Origin of the sequence: Stenotrophomonas sp. FSL W7-1447 (genome assembly GCF_037966425.1) — a bacterium.
In the GTDB taxonomy this organism is placed as follows: Bacteria; Pseudomonadota; Gammaproteobacteria; order Xanthomonadales; family Xanthomonadaceae; genus Stenotrophomonas; species Stenotrophomonas pavanii.
Window position 1 is genome coordinate 1,134,802 of the sequence record NZ_CP150199.1, and the last position, 17,467, is coordinate 1,152,268.

A 17,467-nucleotide genomic window follows, 5' to 3' on the forward strand; every position below is an offset into this window, starting at 1 on the left:
TCCGGTCATGACCGACTGCGGCCGGGCTGGCTCAATCCAGCGCCACGACAGGCGTATCGTCAGCACTCCCCCTCTGGAGCACGACGATGCAGACACGCGAATTGGGCCGCAGCGGCCTGAAGGTTTCCGCCCTCGGCCTGGGCTGCATGGGCCTGACCCATGCCTACGGCCAGCCGGTCGAGCAGAGCCAGGGTGTGGCCCTGCTGGAGGCCGCCGTCGAGCGCGGCGTGACCTTCTTCGATACCGCCGAGGTGTACGGCCCGTACACCAACGAAGATCTGCTCGGCCGGGCGCTGGCGCCCCACCGCGACAGGCTGGTGATTGCCACCAAGTTCGGATTCAAGGGCGCGCGCACCGATGACGGCCTGGACAGCCGCCCCGAGAACATCCGCGCCGTCGCCGAAGCCAGCCTCAAGCGCCTGCGCACCGACCATATCGACCTGTTCTACCAGCACCGCGTCGACCCGAACGTGCCGATCGAGGATGTGGCCGGCACCGTGCGCGACCTGATCGCCGAAGGCAAGGTCGGCCACTTCGGGCTGTCCGAGGCGAGCGCTGCCACCGTGCGTCGCGCGCATGCGGTGCAGCCGGTCGCCGCCGTGCAGAGTGAGTATTCGCTGTGGTGGCGCGAGCCGGAGCGTGAACTGCTGCCGACGCTGCAGGAGCTGGGCATCGGCTTCGTGCCATTCAGCCCGCTTGGCCGCGGCTTCCTCACTGGCACGATCAACGCCGACACCACCTTCGACGCCAACGATTTCCGCAACAGCGTGCCGCGTTTCGAAGTGGAGGCGCGCCGCGCCAACCAGGCGCTGGTGGATCGCATCAGTACGATCGCGGCAGCACGCGGTGCGACGCCGGCGCAGGTGGCGCTGGCCTGGCTGCTGGCACAGGCGCCGTGGATCGTGCCGATCCCGGGCACCACCAAGGTTCATCGCCTGGAAGAAAACCTGGGCGCGGTCGACCTGCAGCTGGCGCCGGAAGAACTGCAACGCATCGCGCAGGCGCTGGACGAGGTGTCGATCGTTGGCGAGCGCTACAACGCGCAGCGTGCGGCGCAGGCCAAGGGTTGATCGCCAGGTGGGTGCGGACCGTTGGTCCGCACTCCCTGATCCTCACCCCTGCATAGGCCCGCGCAGCGCATCCAGCACCGTGCGCATCGCCACGGTCACGTGGCGGCGCGACGGGTAGTAGGCGTAGTAGCCATCGAAGTGCGGGCACCAGTCATCCAGCACCGACTGCAGTCGCCCATCGTCCAGCATCGGCTGCACCTGGTCCTCCGGCAACCACGCCAGTCCACTGCCGGCCAGGGCTGCGGCGCGGGTCATGCCCATGGTGTTGAAGGTCCACTGGCCGCTCACGCGCACGCTCAGTTCGTTGCCGTCCTGGCCGAAATCCCACGGCATCAACCCGCCGTGCGTGGGCAGGCGCAGGGTCACGCAGTTGTGGTCGGCCAGCTCGTGCGGATGCCGTGGCGCCACGTGCTGGCGGAAGTAGCTGGGCGCGCCGACCACGCGCATGCGCAGCGGCGGGCTGATCGGCACCGCGATCATGTCGCGCGCCAGCCGCTCGCCGAGGCGGATGCCGATGTCATAACGTTCGGCCACGATATCGGCCAGCCCGTAATCGGCGGCCAGTTCCACTTTCAGCTCCGGATACTGCTGCAGGAGGGGCGCGAGCCGTGGCCAGGCAATGTACTCGGCCGCATGGCCGGTGGCATTGATGCGGATGGTGCCGGCCGGGCGCTCGCGGTACTCGGCCAGCGCGGCCAGGCCGTCCTCGATCTCGGCCAGGCGTGGGCCAAGGGTGTCGAGCAGGCGCGCGCCGGCTTCGGTGGTCGATACGCTGCGGGTGGTGCGGGTCAGCAGGCGCACGCCAAGGCGCTGTTCCAGGCCGCGCATGGCATGGCTGAGCGCGGACTGGGACACGCCCAGCTGGGCGGCGGCCTTGGTGAAGCTGCCCTCGCGGGCGACGTGGACGAAGGCCTGCAGGTCGTTGAGGTTTTCACGGGGCATGCAGGGATGATACGGCTCCCGGATTGAACGGATCTGTCGATTTCCGGCTCCCCGGCTCGTCGTAACGGTACATCCAACGCAAGGAGCTTCCGCATGAGCGCTGACACCAAGCCCAAGGGCCCGGCCTCCTACTTCCCCTCCATCGAGAGGACCTACGGGCAGCCGGTGGCGCACTGGCTGGGGCTGCTGGCGGGACAGACGGGCCTGAGACACATGGAACTGGTCAGCTTCCTGAAAAGTGAGCATGGGCTGGGCCATGGCCATGCCAACGCGCTGGTGGCGCACCATCTGGCCGGCAGGGGCTGAGCCGCGCCGGAGCGGGCACAGTGGGGCGCATTCAGCTGAACGATTTCATCTGCAACTGTCATGCAGATCGTGTCTAATACCGCTCCCCACCTGCTGTTCCCCCACCCGCATGTCCCTTCCTTCCCATGGCCCCGCGCCGTGCGACGACGCTGACGGCCACCTGGTCACCGCTGGTCCGCTGACCCCTCCGCCCGACAGTGCCGGCACCACCGCCGATGAGAAAGCGCTGCGTCACTCGATCGCCGAGGACGTGCAGGGCATGGTGCTGGCCACGATGGTGGCCTCGCTGGGCCTGGCCATCTTCGCCAAGGGGGGGCTGATGATCGGCGGCATGGCCGGCCTGGCGTTCCTGCTGCACTACGCGATGGGCTGGAACTTCGGCCTGGTGTTCGTGCTGGTCAACCTGCCGTTCTACTGGGTGGCGCTGCGGCGCATGGGCTGGGAATTCACCCTGAAGACCTTCGCTGCGGTCACCGCCTGTGGCGTGCTGACCGACCTGTTGCCGCGCTGGATCGACTTCTCGCACATCAACCCACTGTATTCGGCGATCGTCGGTGGCGCGCTGTCGGGCCTGGGCATCCTGTTCTTCATCCGCCATCGTGCCAGCCTCGGCGGCATCGGCATCCTGGCGGTGTACCTGCAGCGCACCCGTGGCTGGAGCGCGGGCAAGGTGCAGATGTCCTACGACGCCTGCCTGATGGTGGCCGCGTTCTTCGTGCTGTCGCCGTCGAAGGTGCTGTACTCGGCCATCGGCGCGGTGGTACTCAGCCTGGTGCTGATGTTCAACCATCGCCCCGGCCGCTACATGGGCGTGTGACGATCCGACGGTAGTGCCGGCCACTGGCCGGCAACCCCGGAACGCCGCGGGTGATGACGCCGGGCCGTGCCCGGCGGATATCCATCAGCGCGCGGTGGCCTGCAACCAGGGCGGTGACAGTGTCAGCAGCCGCGCATGCACCGGGCAGTCTGCGGCGTGCGCGCCGGGCAGGTAGCCCAGGCTCATCAGGAACTCGCCGGTGATCTCGCCGCCGGTGAAGCGGAATGTCTTCTTGAACAGCTTCACCCAGTCGGCCTTGCTGCGCGGATGATGTGCGTCCAGCCACCCCGCGAAGCTGCCATGGCTGGCCCGCAGCTGCTGGATCACCTGCGCGTTGTGGATCGCCGCCAGCACCTTCAGGCGGTTGCGGATGATGCCCGGGTCCGACAGCAGGCGTTCGATGTCCTGCTCGGCATACGCCGCCACGCGGTCCACCTCGAAGCCGTCGTAGGCCGCGCGGAAGCCCTCGCGCTTCTTCAGGATCGTTTCCCAGCTGAGCCCGGCCTGGTTGATTTCCAGCACCAGCCGCTCGAACAGCTCGCGCTCGTCGCGCTGCGGAAAGCCGTATTCGTTGGCGTGGTAGTCGTCGTGCACCGGATGGCCCGGGGCGATGAGGCAGTAACCGGACACGTCGAACTCCTGCGCGGGGGGAGGTCATTATGCGCGCCGTGACCGCCGGGTGGAGGCGCCCGGTGCGCCCAGCCGCTAGAATGTCAGCCATGCCTGTAACGCCGACCTCCCTTGCCGATCACCTGCTCGTCGCGCTGCCGTCGCTGCTCGACGCGACCTTTGCCCGCAGTGTCGCGCTGATCTGCCAGCACGACGAGAACGGGGCGATGGGCGTGCTGGTCAACCAGCCGTCCGAGTACACGCTGGGCGAAGTGCTCGCGCAGATGGACATCGCCACCGGCGATGGTGAGCTGCAGGCGCGCATGGTGCTCAACGGCGGCCCGGTGCATCCCGAACGTGGCTTCGTCATCCATGACGATGCAAGGGCGTGGGACTCCAGCCTGATCGTCGGCGAAGGGCTGTACCTGACCACCTCGCGCGACATCCTCGAAGCGATGGCGCGCGGCGAAGGCCCGGCCAACGCCGTGGTTACCCTCGGCTGTGCCGGTTGGGGGGCAGGCCAGCTGGAAACCGAGCTGGCCGAGAACAGCTGGCTGACCGTACCGGCCGATGCCGAGCTGGTGTTCCAGCTGCCGCTGGAACAGCGCTGGCAGGGAGCGGCCTCGCGCATCGGCGTCGACCTGTTCCGGCTGACCGACTACAGCGGCCATGTCTGAGCCGACCACGCCCGCGGCGGCGCCTCCGGCTCCGGCCATCCGCCGCGACGGCACGGTCCTGGGATTTGATGTCGGCTCGCGCCGGATCGGCGTGGCCATCGGCAGTGCCTTCGCCGCGCATGCGCGCGCAGTGGCCGTGGTCGATGTGCACGGCAACGGCCCGGACTGGACCGCGATCGAGCGCCTGCTCAAGGAATGGAAGCCCGACGGCCTGGTGGTCGGCGATCCGCTGACGCTGGATGGCCAGGACCAGCCCAACCGCAAGCGCGCGCAGGGCTTTGCCCGCCAGCTGCGGGAACGCTTCAAGCTGCCGGTGGTGATGATCGACGAGCGTTCCAGCTCGGTCGAGGCCGCGCGCCGCTTCGCCGTCGAGCGCGCCGAAGGGCGCAAGCGCCGCCGCGATGCGGCCGCCCTCGATGCCGTGGCCGCGGCGGTGATCATCGACCGCTGGCTGTCGTCGCCGGACGACGCCACCCCCATTCCCTGACTGCACGACTCCCGCCATGACCGCCCAGCAAATCGATGCCTCCGGACGCCTGCGCCACCTGCTGACCCTGGAGGGCCTGCCGCGCGAAACCCTGCTGCAACTGCTTGATCGGGCCGGACAGATCCGCGATGCCGCGGTCGGCCGCGTTGGCAACAAGCGCCACGTGCTGGCCGGCTCGGCTGTGTGCACGCTGTTCTTCGAGCCGTCCACGCGCACCCGCAGCTCGTTCCAGCTGGCCGCGCAGCGCCTGGGCGCCGACGTGCTGAACTTCGATGCGTCGACGTCGTCCACCCGCAAGGGCGAAACCGCCTGCGACACGCTGCGCAACCTGGAAGCAATGGGCGTACGCGGCTTCGTGGTACGCCATCCCGATGATGGCGCCGTGGCCGCACTGGCCGAGGCGGCGGGCGAGGGCACCGCACTGATCAACGCCGGTGACGGCCGCAGTTCGCATCCGACCCAGGGCCTGCTGGACATGCTGACCCTGCGCCAGGCCAAGGGCGCGGATTTCTCGAAGTTGAAGGTCGTGATCGTCGGCGACGTGAAGCACTCGCGCGTGGCCCGCACCGACCTGCATGCGCTGCGTACGCTGGGCGTGGGCGAGATCCGCGTCTGCGGCCCGCAGTCGCTGCTGCCGGATGACGAGACCCTGAAGGGCTGCGTGGTCGGCGATGACTTCGACGCGATGCTCGAAGGCGTCGACGCGCTGATGATGCTGCGCCTGCAGCGCGAGCGCATGGAGGAAGGCCTGGTGCCGTCGCTGGAGCAGTACCACGCCCAGTACGGCCTGACCCGCGAGCGCCTGGCCCGCGCCGGCAAGGACGCTGCAGTGATGCACCCGGGCCCGATCAACCGCGGCGTGGAAGTCACCGACGACGTGGCCGACGGCCCGCAGTCGTGGGTGCTGCGCCAGGTCGCCAACGGCGTCGCCGTGCGCATGGCCGTGCTGGAAACCCTGCTGGGCTGACCCGCCTTGGCAGGTGTCAATCTTGGTTGGCACTGGCGGTGGGGTGGGTGCCAACCTTGGTTGGCACTGGCCTACCCGGGCGAAGGTGATTTCCCGATGTTCAGGGAACATGCGCCCGCCCATGCTCTTCTGCATGAGCAGCACCCGTCTCCCGCCAGGGCGTCATTCCAGTATCGGCCAGAGCTACATCCTCACCACGAACGTGCATGGCCGGGCGGCTCTGTTCGCCAATGATGCCATTGCGGTTACCGCCATGCAGGACCAGCGTCTGGATCTGGAAGGTCTGACCCATGAATCGCTGTTCCGGCACGCAATGCATGTGATGGCGAATCCGATCAGGGCGGGCAGATAGTGCCCAACCAAGGTTGGCACCCACCGAAAGCAGGTTCCAACCTTGGTGGGCAACCACCGGACGTCGTGGTTCAGCGCTTCTGCGCGAACAGCCAGTCCCACATCGCCGGGTCGGCGTAGGTGGCATCCCAGGCGTTGTGGTTGCCGTCCGGATATTCGGTGTAGCGCACGTCGCGTGCGTTGGCGCTCTGGAATGCGGCGTGCAGCCGGCGGTCGTCATCCGGTGGCACCACGTCATCCAGCGCGCCATGGAAGATCCAGATCGGCGTGCCTCTCAGGCGCTGGGCGATGGCCGCATACGGATCGGCTTCATGGGCCACCCGTTCGACGAACAGGGTCGGGCGCACCGCGCGCGGCGCCAGCACCGCGCCGCACACGGGCACGATCGCGGCGAAGCGCCCGGGGTCATCCAGCGCGATGTTCCAGCTGCCATAGCCGCCCATCGACATTCCGGTCAGGTACTGCCGTGAGGGATCGGCACCGAACTCGGCGATGGTGGCGTCCAAGGCGGCCAGCGCGACGCGGTTGTTGCGCCCGCTCCATTCCTCGTGGCCCGGCACCTGCGGGAATACGGCCAATGCGGGGAAGTCGGCCGCGTGCCTGCGCAGGTGCGGCCCGAGCCCCGCATGGGTCTGCTTGACACCGTCGCCGCCACGCTCGCCGGATCCATGCAGGAACAGCACCACCGGCAGTGCGCCAGGCGTGCGCGCCGCGGTTGCCGGAATGAACACTTGGTAATAGGCGGTACGCCCATCCACTTTCACTGCACGCGATTCGAAGCGGCCGCGCGCGCTGTCCGGCTGCGAGGCGCAGCCGGCCATCATCAGGACCGCCAGCATCGGCAGCCAGCGCATCATCCTACGGACCATCGGCGTTCCAGAAGCGGTGGGTTCAGCCGCATCGTAGTCCGCGCAGGTCAACGTGGCATCGTGCGCTGCGTCACTGCGTCACTGCGTCACTGCGGCCGCGGCACGCTGGCGATGATGGCCAGCTGCTCCTGTGCCTCGGCGTTGCCCTCGGCGGCGGCGGCCTGCACCTGCGCCAGGTCCGGGTGCAGCACCACCAGCAACGGGTTTTCGCAGACCGGGCAGGCGTACTCGGTCGCGTCCTCGTCCAGTTCCATCTCCATGGCGCGCGAACTGCCCTTCCATTCGCAGGCCGGGCAGGTGTGCTGCTGGTCGCGCCAGCCGGGCTGGAAATAGTTTTCGATCGTGGTGGCCATGGGGGGTCCAGTTGGAATCGGGTCAGAGCCCCGCGCAGCGGGGATCCGACCCTGGGTTTTGGCGTGGGTCGGAGCTCCGCGTTGCGGGGATCCGGCCCGGCAGGGATCAGTGCAGCAGCACCAGCGTGGCCAGGCCGAGAAAGGTGAAGAAGCCCATCGAGTCGGTCACGGCGGTCAGGAAGATGCCACTGGCCAGTGCCGGGTCGAAGCCAAAGCGTTTCAGGGTCAGCGGCACCAGCACGCCGGCCAGTGCGGCGAACAGCAGGTTGCAGGTCAGCGCGATGGCGATCACCGCCGACAGCCCGGGCGAGTGGAACCAGACCAGCACGATCATGCCCAGGATCGAGCCCAGCAGCAGGCCATTGAGCGCGGCCACCCGCACTTCCTTCCACAGCAGCGTGCGCGCGTTGGAGGCGCCCACCTGGCCCAGCGCCAGGCCGCGCACCATCAGCGCCAGCACCTGGGTGCCGGCATTGCCACCCAGGCCGGCCACGATCGGCATCAGCACGGCCAGCGCCACCAGCTTGTCGATCGTGCCTTCGAAGTGGCCGACCACGCTGGAGGCCAGGAAGGCCGTGCACAGGTTCACCGACAGCCACATCAGGCGGCGGCGCATCGCGCGCCAGACCGGACTGAACAGGTCCTCGTCCTCGTCCAGGCCGGCGGCGCCCAGCGCCTGATGCTCGGCCTGGCCACGGATGATGTCGACCACGTCATCGATGGTGATGCGACCGACCAGGATGTTGTTCTCATCCACCACCGGGGCGGAAATCCAGTCGTGGTCGGAAAACTGGCGGGCGACCTCCTGGTCGCTCTCGCCGACGTCGATGGCCGGCTGCTCGTCATCGATCAGGCGGTTGATCGGGGTGGTGTCCTCGTGGGTCACCAGGGCCGCCAGCGACACCCGGCCGAGGTACTGATGGCGCCGGCTGACCACGAACAGGTGGTCGGTGTGGTCGGGCAGTTCACCGCGCAGGCGCAGGTAGCGCAGCACCACGTCGACGTTGACGTCGGCGCGCACGGTCACCACGTCCGGGTTCATCAGGCGGCCGGCGCTGTCCTCGGGATAGGACAGCACCTGTTCCAGGCGCTCGCGGTTCTCGCGGTCCATCGACTTGAGGACTTCGTCGATGACCGTATCCGGCAGGTCTTCGACCAGGTCGGCCAGATCGTCGATGTCCAGGTCTTCGACCGCGGCGATGATTTCGTCCGGGTCCATGTCCGCGAGCAGGCTTTCGCGCACGTCGTCGCCGACGTGGACCAGCACCTCGCCGTCATCGTCCGGATCCACCAGGCCCCACACCACTTCGCGCTTACCCGGCGGCAGCGATTCAAGCAGGTTGCCGATCTCGGCCGGGGCCAGGGTATTGACCAGCCGACGCACCGGGCCCAGCCGGCCGCTGTCCAGTGCATCGGACAACATCCGCAGTTGGCGCGCAGTCTTGTCGTGGCGTACGGCTTCAGCCATCGCAGCTCCCGCGGGATAAGAAAAGCCGCGATCCCGGCAAGGATGCGGCAACAGGGGTGTTCAGCGCGTCATTATCGCAAGGGGATGTTTCAGCGCATAGCCGCCGGGTGGCGGTAGTGCCGGCCGCTGGCCAGCAACCTCCTGGCGTTCAACGGGACGTGATCAGATCCTTCTCCCGCGGAAAAGCGATCTGACCCCAGGCATGCATGCCCGGCGAGCGGGTGGTATCAGGGCGTATCGTCCACCAGCGCCAGCCAGCGTTCGATGGCACGGCGGTCACGCGCGGCCAGCAGTTTCGGTGCGCGGGCGCGCAGTGCGCCCAGGTCAGCGTCGCGGATCGCGCGGCGCACTTCCAGCAGGGTGCCGGGGTGCAGGCTGAACTCGCTCAGGCCCAGTGCCAGCAGCAGCGGCGTCATCCGCGCATCACCGGCCATTTCGCCGCAGACCGCGACCGGAATACGGTGGCGTGCGCCGGTCTCGATCACCATCTGCAGCAGCCGCAGCACGGCGGGATGCAGCGGTGAGTACAACTCGCCCAGCGCCTCGTTGTTGCGGTCGGCGGCCAGCAGGTACTGCACCAGGTCGTTGGTGCCGATCGACAGGAAGTCGACCAGATCGATGAAGCTCTCCAGCGCCAGTGCAGCCGCCGGCACTTCGATCATCGCGCCCAGCGGGACGTGTTCGGCCACCATGTGGCCTTCGGCGCGCAGCTGTTCGCTCAGCTTGAGCATGCGCCGGCGCACCGCCAGCAGTTCCTCGCGGGTGCTGATCATCGGTACCAGCACGCGCAGCTTGCCGTAGGCGGAGGCGCGCAGGATCGCGCGCAGCTGGGTGTCGGCCACTTTGGGTCGTGCCAGCGACAGGCGCACGCCGCGCAGGCCCAGCGCCGGATTCTCTTCGTTGCTCAGGGTCAGGCCGGTGCGATCGGCCTTGTCCGCACCCAGGTCGAGCGTGCGGATGGTGACGGGCCGGCCGCTCATGGCCAGCGCGGCATCCCGGTAGGTCTGGAACTGTTCTTCTTCGTCCGGCAGCTCGTTGCGCTGCAGGAACAGGAACTCGGTGCGGTACAGGCCCAGCCCCTGCGCACCCAGCGCATGCGCCTGGGTGACGTCTTCCAGCGACTCGGCATTGGCCAGCAGGGCGATGTCGACCTGATCGCGGGTGCGGCTGGGCTTGCTGCGCAGGCGGCCGAGCTCGCGCTGCTCGCGTGCGTGCTCCTTCAGGCGCGTGCGGTAGTCACGCAGGTTGTCCGCCAACGGGTTGGCGGTGATGCTGCCGTCGGCGCCGTCGATGATCAGCACGTCGCCGTCGGCGATGCGGCTCAGCAGCTGCGGCACGTTGACGATCAGCGGCAGGTGCAGGCTGCGTGCCAGGATCGCGCTGTGCGACAGCGCGCTGCCGGCGGCGGTGACGATGCCGACCACGCCCTGCGCCTGCAGCTGCGCCAGCTCGGACGGAGCGATGTTGTCGCAGACCAGGATCTCGCCGGCCAGGCCCTTCATCGCCGGCGCGCGTTCGGGTTGCAGGAAGGCATGGATACGGCCGATCACATGGTCCAGGTCGTCCATGCGGCTCTTCAGGTAGGCATCGTCCATGCCATCGAAGACCTTGGCCAGGCGGTCGCGCTGCAGGCGCAGGGCGTAACCGGCACTGTACGGGCCGCTGCGGATCAGTTCGTCCAGGCCATACAACAGCTCGGGGTCGTCCAGCAGCAGCGCGTGCAGGTCCAGGAACTCGCCCACTTCCTGGTTCAGTGCGCCATGCAGGCGCTGCCGCAGCTCGTGCATTTCCATGCGCGCGGCATCCACGGCATGGTGCAGGCGCGCCAGCTCGGCCTCGACCTGGTGGGGGGCGACACGTTGTTCGGCCACTTCCAGCGCATGCGGCAGGCGCACCCGGGCCCGGCCCATCGCCGTACCACGGGCGGCGCCGTGCCCGGCCAGCCGTTGTACCGGCCGCTGGCCCGGGGGAAGCTGGCCGGCGCGTGCGCGTGGCACGCTCAGCTGTCCTCGTCGAAGCGGCGTTCGAACAGGCCGACCACCGCCTCCATCGCGGCGGCTTCGTCCTCGCCGTTGATGCGGACCGTGACCGGAGTGCCCTGGCCCGCGGCCAGCAGCATCACGCCCATGATGCTCTTGGCGTTGATCTCACGGCCCTTGGCGGCCATGGTCACGTTGCAGCGGAACGGTGCCAGGGTCTGCACCAGCTTGGCGGTGGCCCGGGCATGCAGGCCCAGGCGGTTGCTGACGGTGAGTTCTCGTTCAAGCATCGTCGACTATCGCTCCATTACGGGTACCCGCCGCGGCTGTGGCGGGCAGTTGATCCAGTCCCTGTTCCGGATAATTCATCACCCGCAGCAACATCGGCAGGCTCAGCGCCGACACCCGGCGAACCGGGGTCCCCAGCCGGGCCAGCTGCCCGGCAAGGTTGGCGGGGCTGGCGCCGTACAGGTCGGTCAGGATCAGCACGCCTTCACCGCCGTCGACCCGCCGCAGGGCGGCCGAGGCAAGTGGCAGCAGGGCGTCCAGGTCTGCGTCGAACGGTACTTCGAAAGCTTCGGTTTTCAGCGGCAATTGCCGCAGCAGCCGGGTCGCCACGTCTAGCAGGGCGGTCCCGACCCCGGGATGTGTTACGAGGAGAATGCCACAGGTCATTACCGCACGTTAACAGGTCAAGGTGAATTGGCGATAGCAGCAGGCGAGGGGTACTGTGTCCCGTATTCAGTGTTGCTCGCTGGCGAGCCCTTTTCCGCTGAAAAAGAGATCCGACGCCATCCGTTTTTCGATGCCTGAAAGCGATTCATCCACGCACGGCGTGGATCCACGTGTCGACCAAGGTCGACACCCACCAACAGCACACGGAATCTGTCAGAGGCGGGGCGGTGTGGGCAGGCAGGACCGTTGGCGCCATGGATGGCGCCATCGAGCCCCCAGGGAGGGGTTCACGGCGTGTCCTGCCTGCCCACACCGCCCCGCCATCCCACGGAATGCCGCTTTTGCTGTTGCTGTTGCCGGCCAGCGGCCGGCACTACCGGCGGGTGCCGGGCGCAGCCCGGCCGACCCCCTCAATCCTGTTCGCGGTGGTACGTGGCCACGTCTTCCCAGCCCTTCTCGCGCGCATGCCGGGCCATGCGCTCGGCCAGGTACACCGAGCGATGCTTGCCGCCGGTGCAGCCGAACGCCACGGTCACGTAGCTGCGCGTGCCGTCGCCCAGTTTCGGCAGCCAGGTATCCAGGAAATCCATCAGCTGGGCCAGGTAGCGCTGCACGTCCGGCTGTGCCTCCAGGTAGTCGCGCACGCCGGGCTCACGGCCGCTGAGCGCGCGCAGGTCCGGGTCCCAGTGCGGATTGGGCAGCACACGCGCGTCGAACACGAAGTCCGCCTCGGCCGGTACGCCGCGCTTGTAGGCGAACGATTCGAACAGCAGCGACAGGCCGGTGGCATGGCCCATCGCGAACTCGGTGATGATCCGCCGCCGCAGCTGGTGCACGTTGAGGTGGCTGGTATCGATCACCGCATCGGCCTCACGGCGCAGCGGCGCGGTCAGTTCGCGTTCGCGGGCGATGGCCTCGGGCAATGACAGCCGCAGCTGGCTCAGTGGATGGCGGCGACGGGTGTCGGCGTAGCGCTTGAGCACCGCCTCGTCACTGGCTTCGAAGAACAGCACCTTCACTTCCACGCCGGCATCGGTGGCCAGCTGCCGCCAGTTGCCCAGTTGGCTCAGGTCGGCCTGGCCGCGGACGTCGATGCCTACCGCCAGCCGGCGCGGCGCGCTGCCGTCATGGTTGGCCAGCAGGCTGCGCACGAAGTCCGGCAGCAGTTGGATGGGCAGGTTGTCCGAGCAGTAGTAGTCCTGGTCTTCGAAGGTCTTCAGGGCGACGGATTTACCCGAGCCGGACAGGCCACTGACGATGATCAGGGTCGGGGCGGTAGGGGGTGCGGTGCTCATGGACAGGCTCTTCGCGGGGCAGGGGAATCAGGGGGTGCGCCGTTCCAGCAGGTTGCTGTGGCGGGCGATGAACATCGCCGCCGGATCAATGCCCTTGGTGCGCAGGATATGCAGGCGGGTCGCGGCCTCGGTCAGCACGGCCAGGTTGCGGCCGGGCATCACCGGCAGGGTGATCAGCGGGACATCCAGGTCCAGCACATGGCGGGTACCCGAGTCGCCGGTCAGGCGCTCGTAGCCATGCGGGGTAGGTTCGGTCATCGGCTTGGTCAGGTGGACGATCAGCCGAAGGTACTTGTTCTTCTTTACAGCCGTGTCGCCGAACATCTCGCGCACGTTCAGCACGCCCAGGCCGCGCACTTCCAGCAGGTCCTGCAGCAGCTCGGGGCAGGTGCCGTCGAGCACGTCCGGGGCGATCTGGGTGAACTCGGGGGCATCGTCGGCGACCAGGCGGTGCCCGCGGCTGAGCAGTTCCAGCGCCAGCTCGCTCTTGCCCGAGCCGGCCTCGCCGGTGATCAGCACGCCGATCGAGTAGATCTCCATGAACACGCCATGCAGGATCACGCGGGGTGCCAGCGTGCGCGCCAGGTGGTAGGACAGGTGGTTGAGCAGTTCGTGGCCGCGCTTGGGCGACAGCCACAGCGGCGTGCCGGATTCATCGGCGGCGGCACGCAGGTCTTCCGGGCACGCCTGGTTGCGGGTCAGCACCAGCGCCAGCGGATGCGACTGCATGATCTTCTCGATGGTCTCCCACCGCTGCCGCGGTTCCAGCGCGTCCAGCCAGGACAGTTCCTCGGTGCCCAGGATCTGCACCTTGTTGGGATAGATGGCGTTGAGGTAGCCGGCCAGCGAAGGGCGCCGCGAGACCGTGTTGCCGGCCTCCAGCTCGCGCTTCTCACCGGATTTGCCGGCGGCCCAGCGCAGTCCCAGCCGCTCGCGCTGCTGTTCGAACAGTTCACGGGCGGTGATGCTGGTATTCATGCGGCACTCGCAGGAGGGGTCATGTCCAGCGCCTCGCGCAGCGCGCGGGCATCGCCCGCTTCACGCAGGGCCTGGCGGATGTCGGGCACGGAGAACAGCTCGGCCAGCTCTGACAGCAGCATCAGGTGCTGGTGGGTGTAGTGGGCCGGGACGGCCATCGCAAACACCAGGTCCACCGGCTCGTCGCCGCCGAAGTCGACCGGGGCCGCCAGGCGCAGCAGGGCGCCACGGGGGCGGTCCAGGGCCGGCGCGCGGCCATGGGGGATGGCTATGCCGTGGCCGATCGCGGTGCTGCCCAGGGCTTCGCGCTGGCACAGGTTCAGATAGATCTGTTCGGCATTGGCCTGGCGGCAGGCCAGCAACCCGGCGGCGGCCTGCAGGACGCTGTCACGGTCGGAGGCCGTGCAGAGCTGGGTCTGCACGGCCGCCAGGAGGTCAGTCAGGGGCATGTCTGCGGGGAACGGTGGCGATCAGCCACCATTGTCGCCCACCGGCAGCGGTGCGTGCTGCTGTTTTTTCTCCTTGTGCTTGATGACCAGGCGGTCAAGCTTGTCCGCAAGCAGGTCGATCGCGGCATACATGGTCTGGCCACCGGCCTCGGCGTGCAGGGTCTGCCCGGGGATGTTGAGGCTGGCGTCGACGTGGTGTTCGGTCTTCTGCAGCTTGAGGGTCACCCGCGCTTCGCAGTGCTGGTCGAAGTGCTTTCCGATCCGGGCCAGCTTCTCCTCTACATAGGACTGCAGGGCCGGGGTGACTTCGACGTCTTTGCCAAACGTTTCGATGCGCATCGGGTTTCTCCTGTGTTCGGATGTGCCAATGAACCTCTCCGCCGGGCGCGGCGGCGCGTCAAGCGATTCTGACCCTTTCGTGCGAGGCGGAGATGTTCATGGCTTCACGATACTTCGCCACGGTGCGCCGCGCTACTGGAATTCCCGACGATTTGAGCAGCTCAGCCAGCTTGGCGTCAGAAAGCGGCTTGCGCGGGTTCTCATCGTCGATCAGGCGCCGGATCATCGCCTGGATGGCGGTACTGGACGCCTCGCCGCCGCCTTCGGTATCGATGCCGGAGGCGAAGAAGGCGCGCAGTGGCAGGGTGCCGCGCGGGGTGCGCACGTACTTGCGGGCGATCGCACGCGACACGGTGGATTCGTGCAGGCCCAGTTCGGCGGCGATCTCGCGCAGGGTCAGCGGACGCAGTGCCTGCTCGCCGAATTCGAGGAACCCGGCCTGTTGCAGGATCAGGCTGCGCACCACGCGCAGCAGGGTTTCGCCGCGCTGCTGCAGTCCCTTCAGCAGCCAGCGCGCTTCCTGCAGCTGGGCGCGCAGGTAACCGGCGTCGGCCTCGCCACAACGTCGGATCAGCTGTTCGTAGCCACGATGGATCACCACCCTCGGCCCGGCATGGCCGGCCAGCGCCGCGCGCCAGATGCCGTTCTGCCGCCACACCACCACGTCGGGTACCACGTAGGTATCCTGCGAAAGCGGCGCAACCTGCGTGCCCGGGCGCGGGTCCAGCGAGCGCAGCAGGGTCACTGCGGTCTCGACCTCGTCCAGCGGCTGTTTCAGTTCATGGGCCAGCCCGGCGACGCCACTGCGTGGCAGCCGTTCCAGCGGGCCTGCGGCAATCTGTCGCGCCAGGGCCAGCCCCGGCGTGTCGCCAGGCACCACGTCCAGTTGCAGCTGCAGGCACTCGCCGAGCGTGCGCGCGGCAACACCGACCGGGTCGAAGCGCTGGATGCGGTGCAGCACCGCCAGGATCTCGTCCTCGTCGGCATGGATCGTTGGCAACAGCGTTTCCGCGATCGTGGCCAACGGTTCGCGCAGGTAACCATCGTCGTCCAGTGCATCGATCAAGGCCGCACCGATACTGCGGTCGCGGGCGGACAGATGCGACAGGTGCAGCTGCCACAGCAGGTGGTCGGCCAGCGTCTCGGTTTCGGCCACGCGCTCGGCCGCGCTGCCGGTGTCATCGTCATCGTCGAAGCTGCCGCCACTGCCGGCGGCGCTCCAGTCGAGCTCGGCCGGCGCCCAGTCGTCGCCGGTGTCGGTGCGTTCGGCGGGTGCGTCGGCCCCGGTGCTGCCGCCGCCGTCATCGGCGGTGCTGCTATCGTTGCTGTCGGCCCAGTCCAGCAGCGGATTGCTCTCCACCGCCTGGGCGATCTCAAGCTCCAGTTCGGTCGTGGACATCTGCAGCAGCTTGATGGCCTGCTGCAGCTGGGGCGTGAGCACCAGCTGCTGTCCCAACGATGTCTGCAGCCGAGTCTTCATGCCTGTGCCGAACGGAAGGTAAGGGCCCCGGCGCCTGCGGTCACAACTTGAAGGAATCCCCAAGGTAGACGCGACGTACGTCGGCGTTGTCCAGGATCGCCTCCGGCGAGCCCTGGGCCAGCACGGTGCCCTCGGCGAGGATATACGCGCGGTCGCAGATTCCCAAGGTCTCGCGCACATTGTGGTCGGTGATCAACACGCCGATGCCGCGCTGCTTCAGATGGGTGACGATGCGCTGGATTTCGCCCACCGAGATCGGGTCGACACCGGCGAACGGTTCGTCGAGCAGGATCAGGCGCGGCTGCGCGGCCAGGGCGCGGGCGATCTCGCAGCGGCGGCGTTCGCCACCGGACAGGCTTGCACCGAGCTGGTCGGCCACATGGCCCAGCTGCAGTTCGTCGAGCAGGCTGTTCAATTCGCGTTCGCGGCCGGCCGAATCCAGGTCTTCGCGCAGCTCCAGCACCAGCCGCAGGTTGTCGGCCACGGTCAGCTTGCGGAACACCGAGGGTTCCTGCGGCAGGTAGCCCACGCCCTGCTTGGCACGGGTATACATCGGGTCGCCGGTGATGTCCTTGCCGTCGAGCACGATGCTGCCTGCATCGGCGGCGACCAGGCCGACGATCATGTAGAAGCAGGTGGTCTTGCCGGCGCCGTTGGGGCCGAGCAGGCCGACCACTTCGCCGGCGTCGAGGGTCAGCCCGAAGTCCTTGACGACTTCGCGCTGCTTGTAGCGCTTGCGCAGGCCCTTGGCGACGAGCATTACTTCTTGCTCCCGGTCGGCTTGGCCGGCGTGCTGGCCGGAGCCGCCGCCTTGGGCGCAGCGGCCGGCTGTGCAGCCGCGTTCTTGTTCTTCGGCGGAATGACCGTGCGCACGCGGCTGCCATCGCCACCGGAGTTCATCTCGCCGCTGCGGGTGTTGTAGACCATGCGCTGGCCGGCATTGGTGCCGCGCGCGCTGGTGACCTTGTAGTTGCCGGTCAGGGTGATGATCTCGGTCTTGATGTCGTAGTCGATGCGATCGGCCACCGCGTCCATCCAGGTGCCATCGTCGAGCTGCTGCTTCATCGTGGCCTGCTTGCCGGTGAACACCGCACGCACGGCTTCGCCATCCTTCAGGTAGATCTCGGCTTCCGACGAGCGGAGGTCCAGCGTGCCCTGGGTGACGGTCACCCCCTGCGACAGCACGGTCTTGCCATCGCCGGTCAGCACGCCCGACTGGGCGCCGGCGTCGATGTTCATGTTCTCGTTGCGGTCGGTCGACTTGGCAAAGGCTGCGCTGGGAACAAGGAGACCGAGCGCGAGTACGGCTGCAAAGGGAATCTTCATCGGGGTCCGTTCTACCGGTGGGGCCGCCCG

Annotated in this window: 22 protein-coding genes; 7 read left to right on the forward strand and 15 right to left on the reverse strand. The window is 68.0% G+C overall.

Features of this window, described 5'->3' with window-relative positions; all coding sequences use genetic code 11:
- The first annotated feature begins 86 nt into the window (after positions 1-86).
- Complete coding sequence (locus NSQ78_RS05280) at positions 87-1,070, forward strand: aldo/keto reductase (protein ID WP_049469693.1); 984 nt, start codon at positions 87-89, stop codon at positions 1,068-1,070.
- Positions 1,071-1,112: 42 nt separating this feature from the next.
- Here NSQ78_RS05280 and NSQ78_RS05285 read toward each other — a convergent pair whose 3' ends face one another.
- Positions 1,113-2,012, reverse strand: a complete 900-nt coding sequence (locus tag NSQ78_RS05285) for a LysR family transcriptional regulator (RefSeq protein ID WP_064237779.1) — start codon at positions 2,010-2,012, stop codon at positions 1,113-1,115.
- Positions 2,013-2,105: 93 nt separating this feature from the next.
- Here NSQ78_RS05285 and NSQ78_RS05290 point away from each other — a divergent pair, with 93 nt between their 5' ends.
- The gene (locus NSQ78_RS05290) at positions 2,106-2,318 is read left to right on the forward strand and encodes a DUF4287 domain-containing protein (RefSeq protein ID WP_064237780.1); all 213 of its coding nucleotides are present in this window, start codon (positions 2,106-2,108) and stop codon (positions 2,316-2,318) included.
- Between the two features lie 109 nt (positions 2,319-2,427).
- Positions 2,428-3,135, forward strand: coding sequence for a YitT family protein (locus NSQ78_RS05295; RefSeq protein ID WP_049469684.1), 708 nt, complete (start codon positions 2,428-2,430; stop codon positions 3,133-3,135).
- 84 nt (positions 3,136-3,219) lie between these two features.
- Here the strand turns inward: NSQ78_RS05295 and NSQ78_RS05300 are convergent, their stop codons facing one another.
- Positions 3,220-3,765 (reverse strand): DNA-3-methyladenine glycosylase I, encoded by a 546-nt coding sequence (locus tag NSQ78_RS05300; RefSeq protein ID WP_049469681.1) that lies wholly within the window; start codon positions 3,763-3,765, stop codon positions 3,220-3,222.
- Between the two features lie 89 nt (positions 3,766-3,854).
- Between NSQ78_RS05300 and NSQ78_RS05305 the strand changes: the two genes are divergently transcribed.
- The 4 genes from NSQ78_RS05305 to NSQ78_RS05320 all read left to right on the forward strand — a co-directional run bounded on the left by NSQ78_RS05305 (position 3,855) and on the right by NSQ78_RS05320 (position 6,227).
- Positions 3,855-4,421 (forward strand): YqgE/AlgH family protein, encoded by a 567-nt coding sequence (locus NSQ78_RS05305; protein ID WP_049469678.1) that lies wholly within the window; start codon positions 3,855-3,857, stop codon positions 4,419-4,421.
- Entirely contained in the window at positions 4,414-4,908 is a 495-nt protein-coding gene (gene ruvX / locus NSQ78_RS05310; RefSeq protein WP_049469673.1) for a Holliday junction resolvase RuvX, read from the forward strand. The genes NSQ78_RS05305 and ruvX overlap by 8 nt, the downstream gene beginning before the upstream one ends.
- A 16-nt stretch (positions 4,909-4,924) precedes the next feature.
- Positions 4,925-5,875 (forward strand): aspartate carbamoyltransferase catalytic subunit, encoded by a 951-nt coding sequence (locus tag NSQ78_RS05315; protein ID WP_064237781.1) that lies wholly within the window; start codon positions 4,925-4,927, stop codon positions 5,873-5,875.
- 133 nt (positions 5,876-6,008) lie between these two features.
- A complete protein-coding gene (locus tag NSQ78_RS05320; RefSeq protein ID WP_223224814.1) occupies positions 6,009-6,227 on the forward strand; it encodes a hypothetical protein in 219 nt (72 codons plus the stop codon).
- Positions 6,228-6,297: 70 nt separating this feature from the next.
- Here the strand turns inward: NSQ78_RS05320 and NSQ78_RS05325 are convergent, their stop codons facing one another.
- The 13 genes from NSQ78_RS05325 to lptA form a co-directional block, all read right to left on the reverse strand.
- Positions 6,298-7,095, reverse strand: a complete 798-nt coding sequence (locus NSQ78_RS05325; protein WP_064237783.1) for a prolyl oligopeptidase family serine peptidase — start codon at positions 7,093-7,095, stop codon at positions 6,298-6,300.
- A gap of 86 nt (positions 7,096-7,181) precedes the next feature.
- Positions 7,182-7,448: a hypothetical protein gene (locus NSQ78_RS05330; protein WP_049469661.1), complete on the reverse strand. Its 267-nt coding sequence runs from the start codon at positions 7,446-7,448 to the stop codon at positions 7,182-7,184.
- Between the two features lie 106 nt (positions 7,449-7,554).
- Complete coding sequence (mgtE, locus tag NSQ78_RS05335; protein ID WP_053462353.1) at positions 7,555-8,916, reverse strand: magnesium transporter; 1,362 nt, start codon at positions 8,914-8,916, stop codon at positions 7,555-7,557.
- Positions 8,917-9,143: 227 nt separating this feature from the next.
- Positions 9,144-10,913, reverse strand: a complete 1,770-nt coding sequence (ptsP, locus tag NSQ78_RS05340; protein ID WP_339208055.1) for a phosphoenolpyruvate--protein phosphotransferase — start codon at positions 10,911-10,913, stop codon at positions 9,144-9,146.
- Positions 10,914-10,915: 2 nt separating this feature from the next.
- Complete coding sequence (locus NSQ78_RS05345; RefSeq protein ID WP_005408385.1) at positions 10,916-11,185, reverse strand: HPr family phosphocarrier protein; 270 nt, start codon at positions 11,183-11,185, stop codon at positions 10,916-10,918.
- Positions 11,178-11,570 (reverse strand): PTS fructose subfamily transporter subunit IIA, encoded by a 393-nt coding sequence (locus NSQ78_RS05350; protein ID WP_010483657.1) that lies wholly within the window; start codon positions 11,568-11,570, stop codon positions 11,178-11,180. The genes NSQ78_RS05345 and NSQ78_RS05350 overlap by 8 nt, the downstream gene beginning before the upstream one ends.
- 410 nt (positions 11,571-11,980) lie before the next feature.
- Positions 11,981-12,865 carry an RNase adapter RapZ gene (gene rapZ, locus NSQ78_RS05355; protein WP_057495186.1) on the reverse strand — a complete coding sequence of 295 codons (885 nt, stop codon included), beginning with the start codon at positions 12,863-12,865 and terminating at the stop codon, positions 11,981-11,983.
- 27 nt (positions 12,866-12,892) lie between these two features.
- Entirely contained in the window at positions 12,893-13,843 is a 951-nt protein-coding gene (hprK, locus tag NSQ78_RS05360; RefSeq protein ID WP_005408388.1) for an HPr(Ser) kinase/phosphatase, read from the reverse strand.
- On the reverse strand, positions 13,840-14,292 hold the full coding sequence (locus NSQ78_RS05365; RefSeq protein WP_053462355.1) for a PTS sugar transporter subunit IIA: 453 nt from the start codon (positions 14,290-14,292) through the stop codon (positions 13,840-13,842). Before NSQ78_RS05365 ends, hprK begins: the two co-directional genes overlap by 4 nt.
- Positions 14,293-14,313: 21 nt before the next feature.
- Entirely contained in the window at positions 14,314-14,631 is a 318-nt protein-coding gene (raiA, locus tag NSQ78_RS05370) for a ribosome-associated translation inhibitor RaiA (protein ID WP_005415556.1), read from the reverse strand.
- A gap of 58 nt (positions 14,632-14,689) precedes the next feature.
- Positions 14,690-16,111, reverse strand: a complete 1,422-nt coding sequence (locus tag NSQ78_RS05375) for an RNA polymerase factor sigma-54 (RefSeq protein WP_064237785.1) — start codon at positions 16,109-16,111, stop codon at positions 14,690-14,692.
- A 40-nt stretch (positions 16,112-16,151) separates the two neighbouring features.
- Positions 16,152-16,871 (reverse strand): LPS export ABC transporter ATP-binding protein, encoded by a 720-nt coding sequence (lptB, locus tag NSQ78_RS05380; protein ID WP_049466089.1) that lies wholly within the window; start codon positions 16,869-16,871, stop codon positions 16,152-16,154.
- The gene (gene lptA / locus NSQ78_RS05385) at positions 16,871-17,437 is read right to left on the reverse strand and encodes a lipopolysaccharide transport periplasmic protein LptA (RefSeq protein ID WP_049466091.1); all 567 of its coding nucleotides are present in this window, start codon (positions 17,435-17,437) and stop codon (positions 16,871-16,873) included. Before lptA ends, lptB begins: the two co-directional genes overlap by 1 nt.
- Between the last annotated feature and the right edge of the window lie 30 nt (positions 17,438-17,467).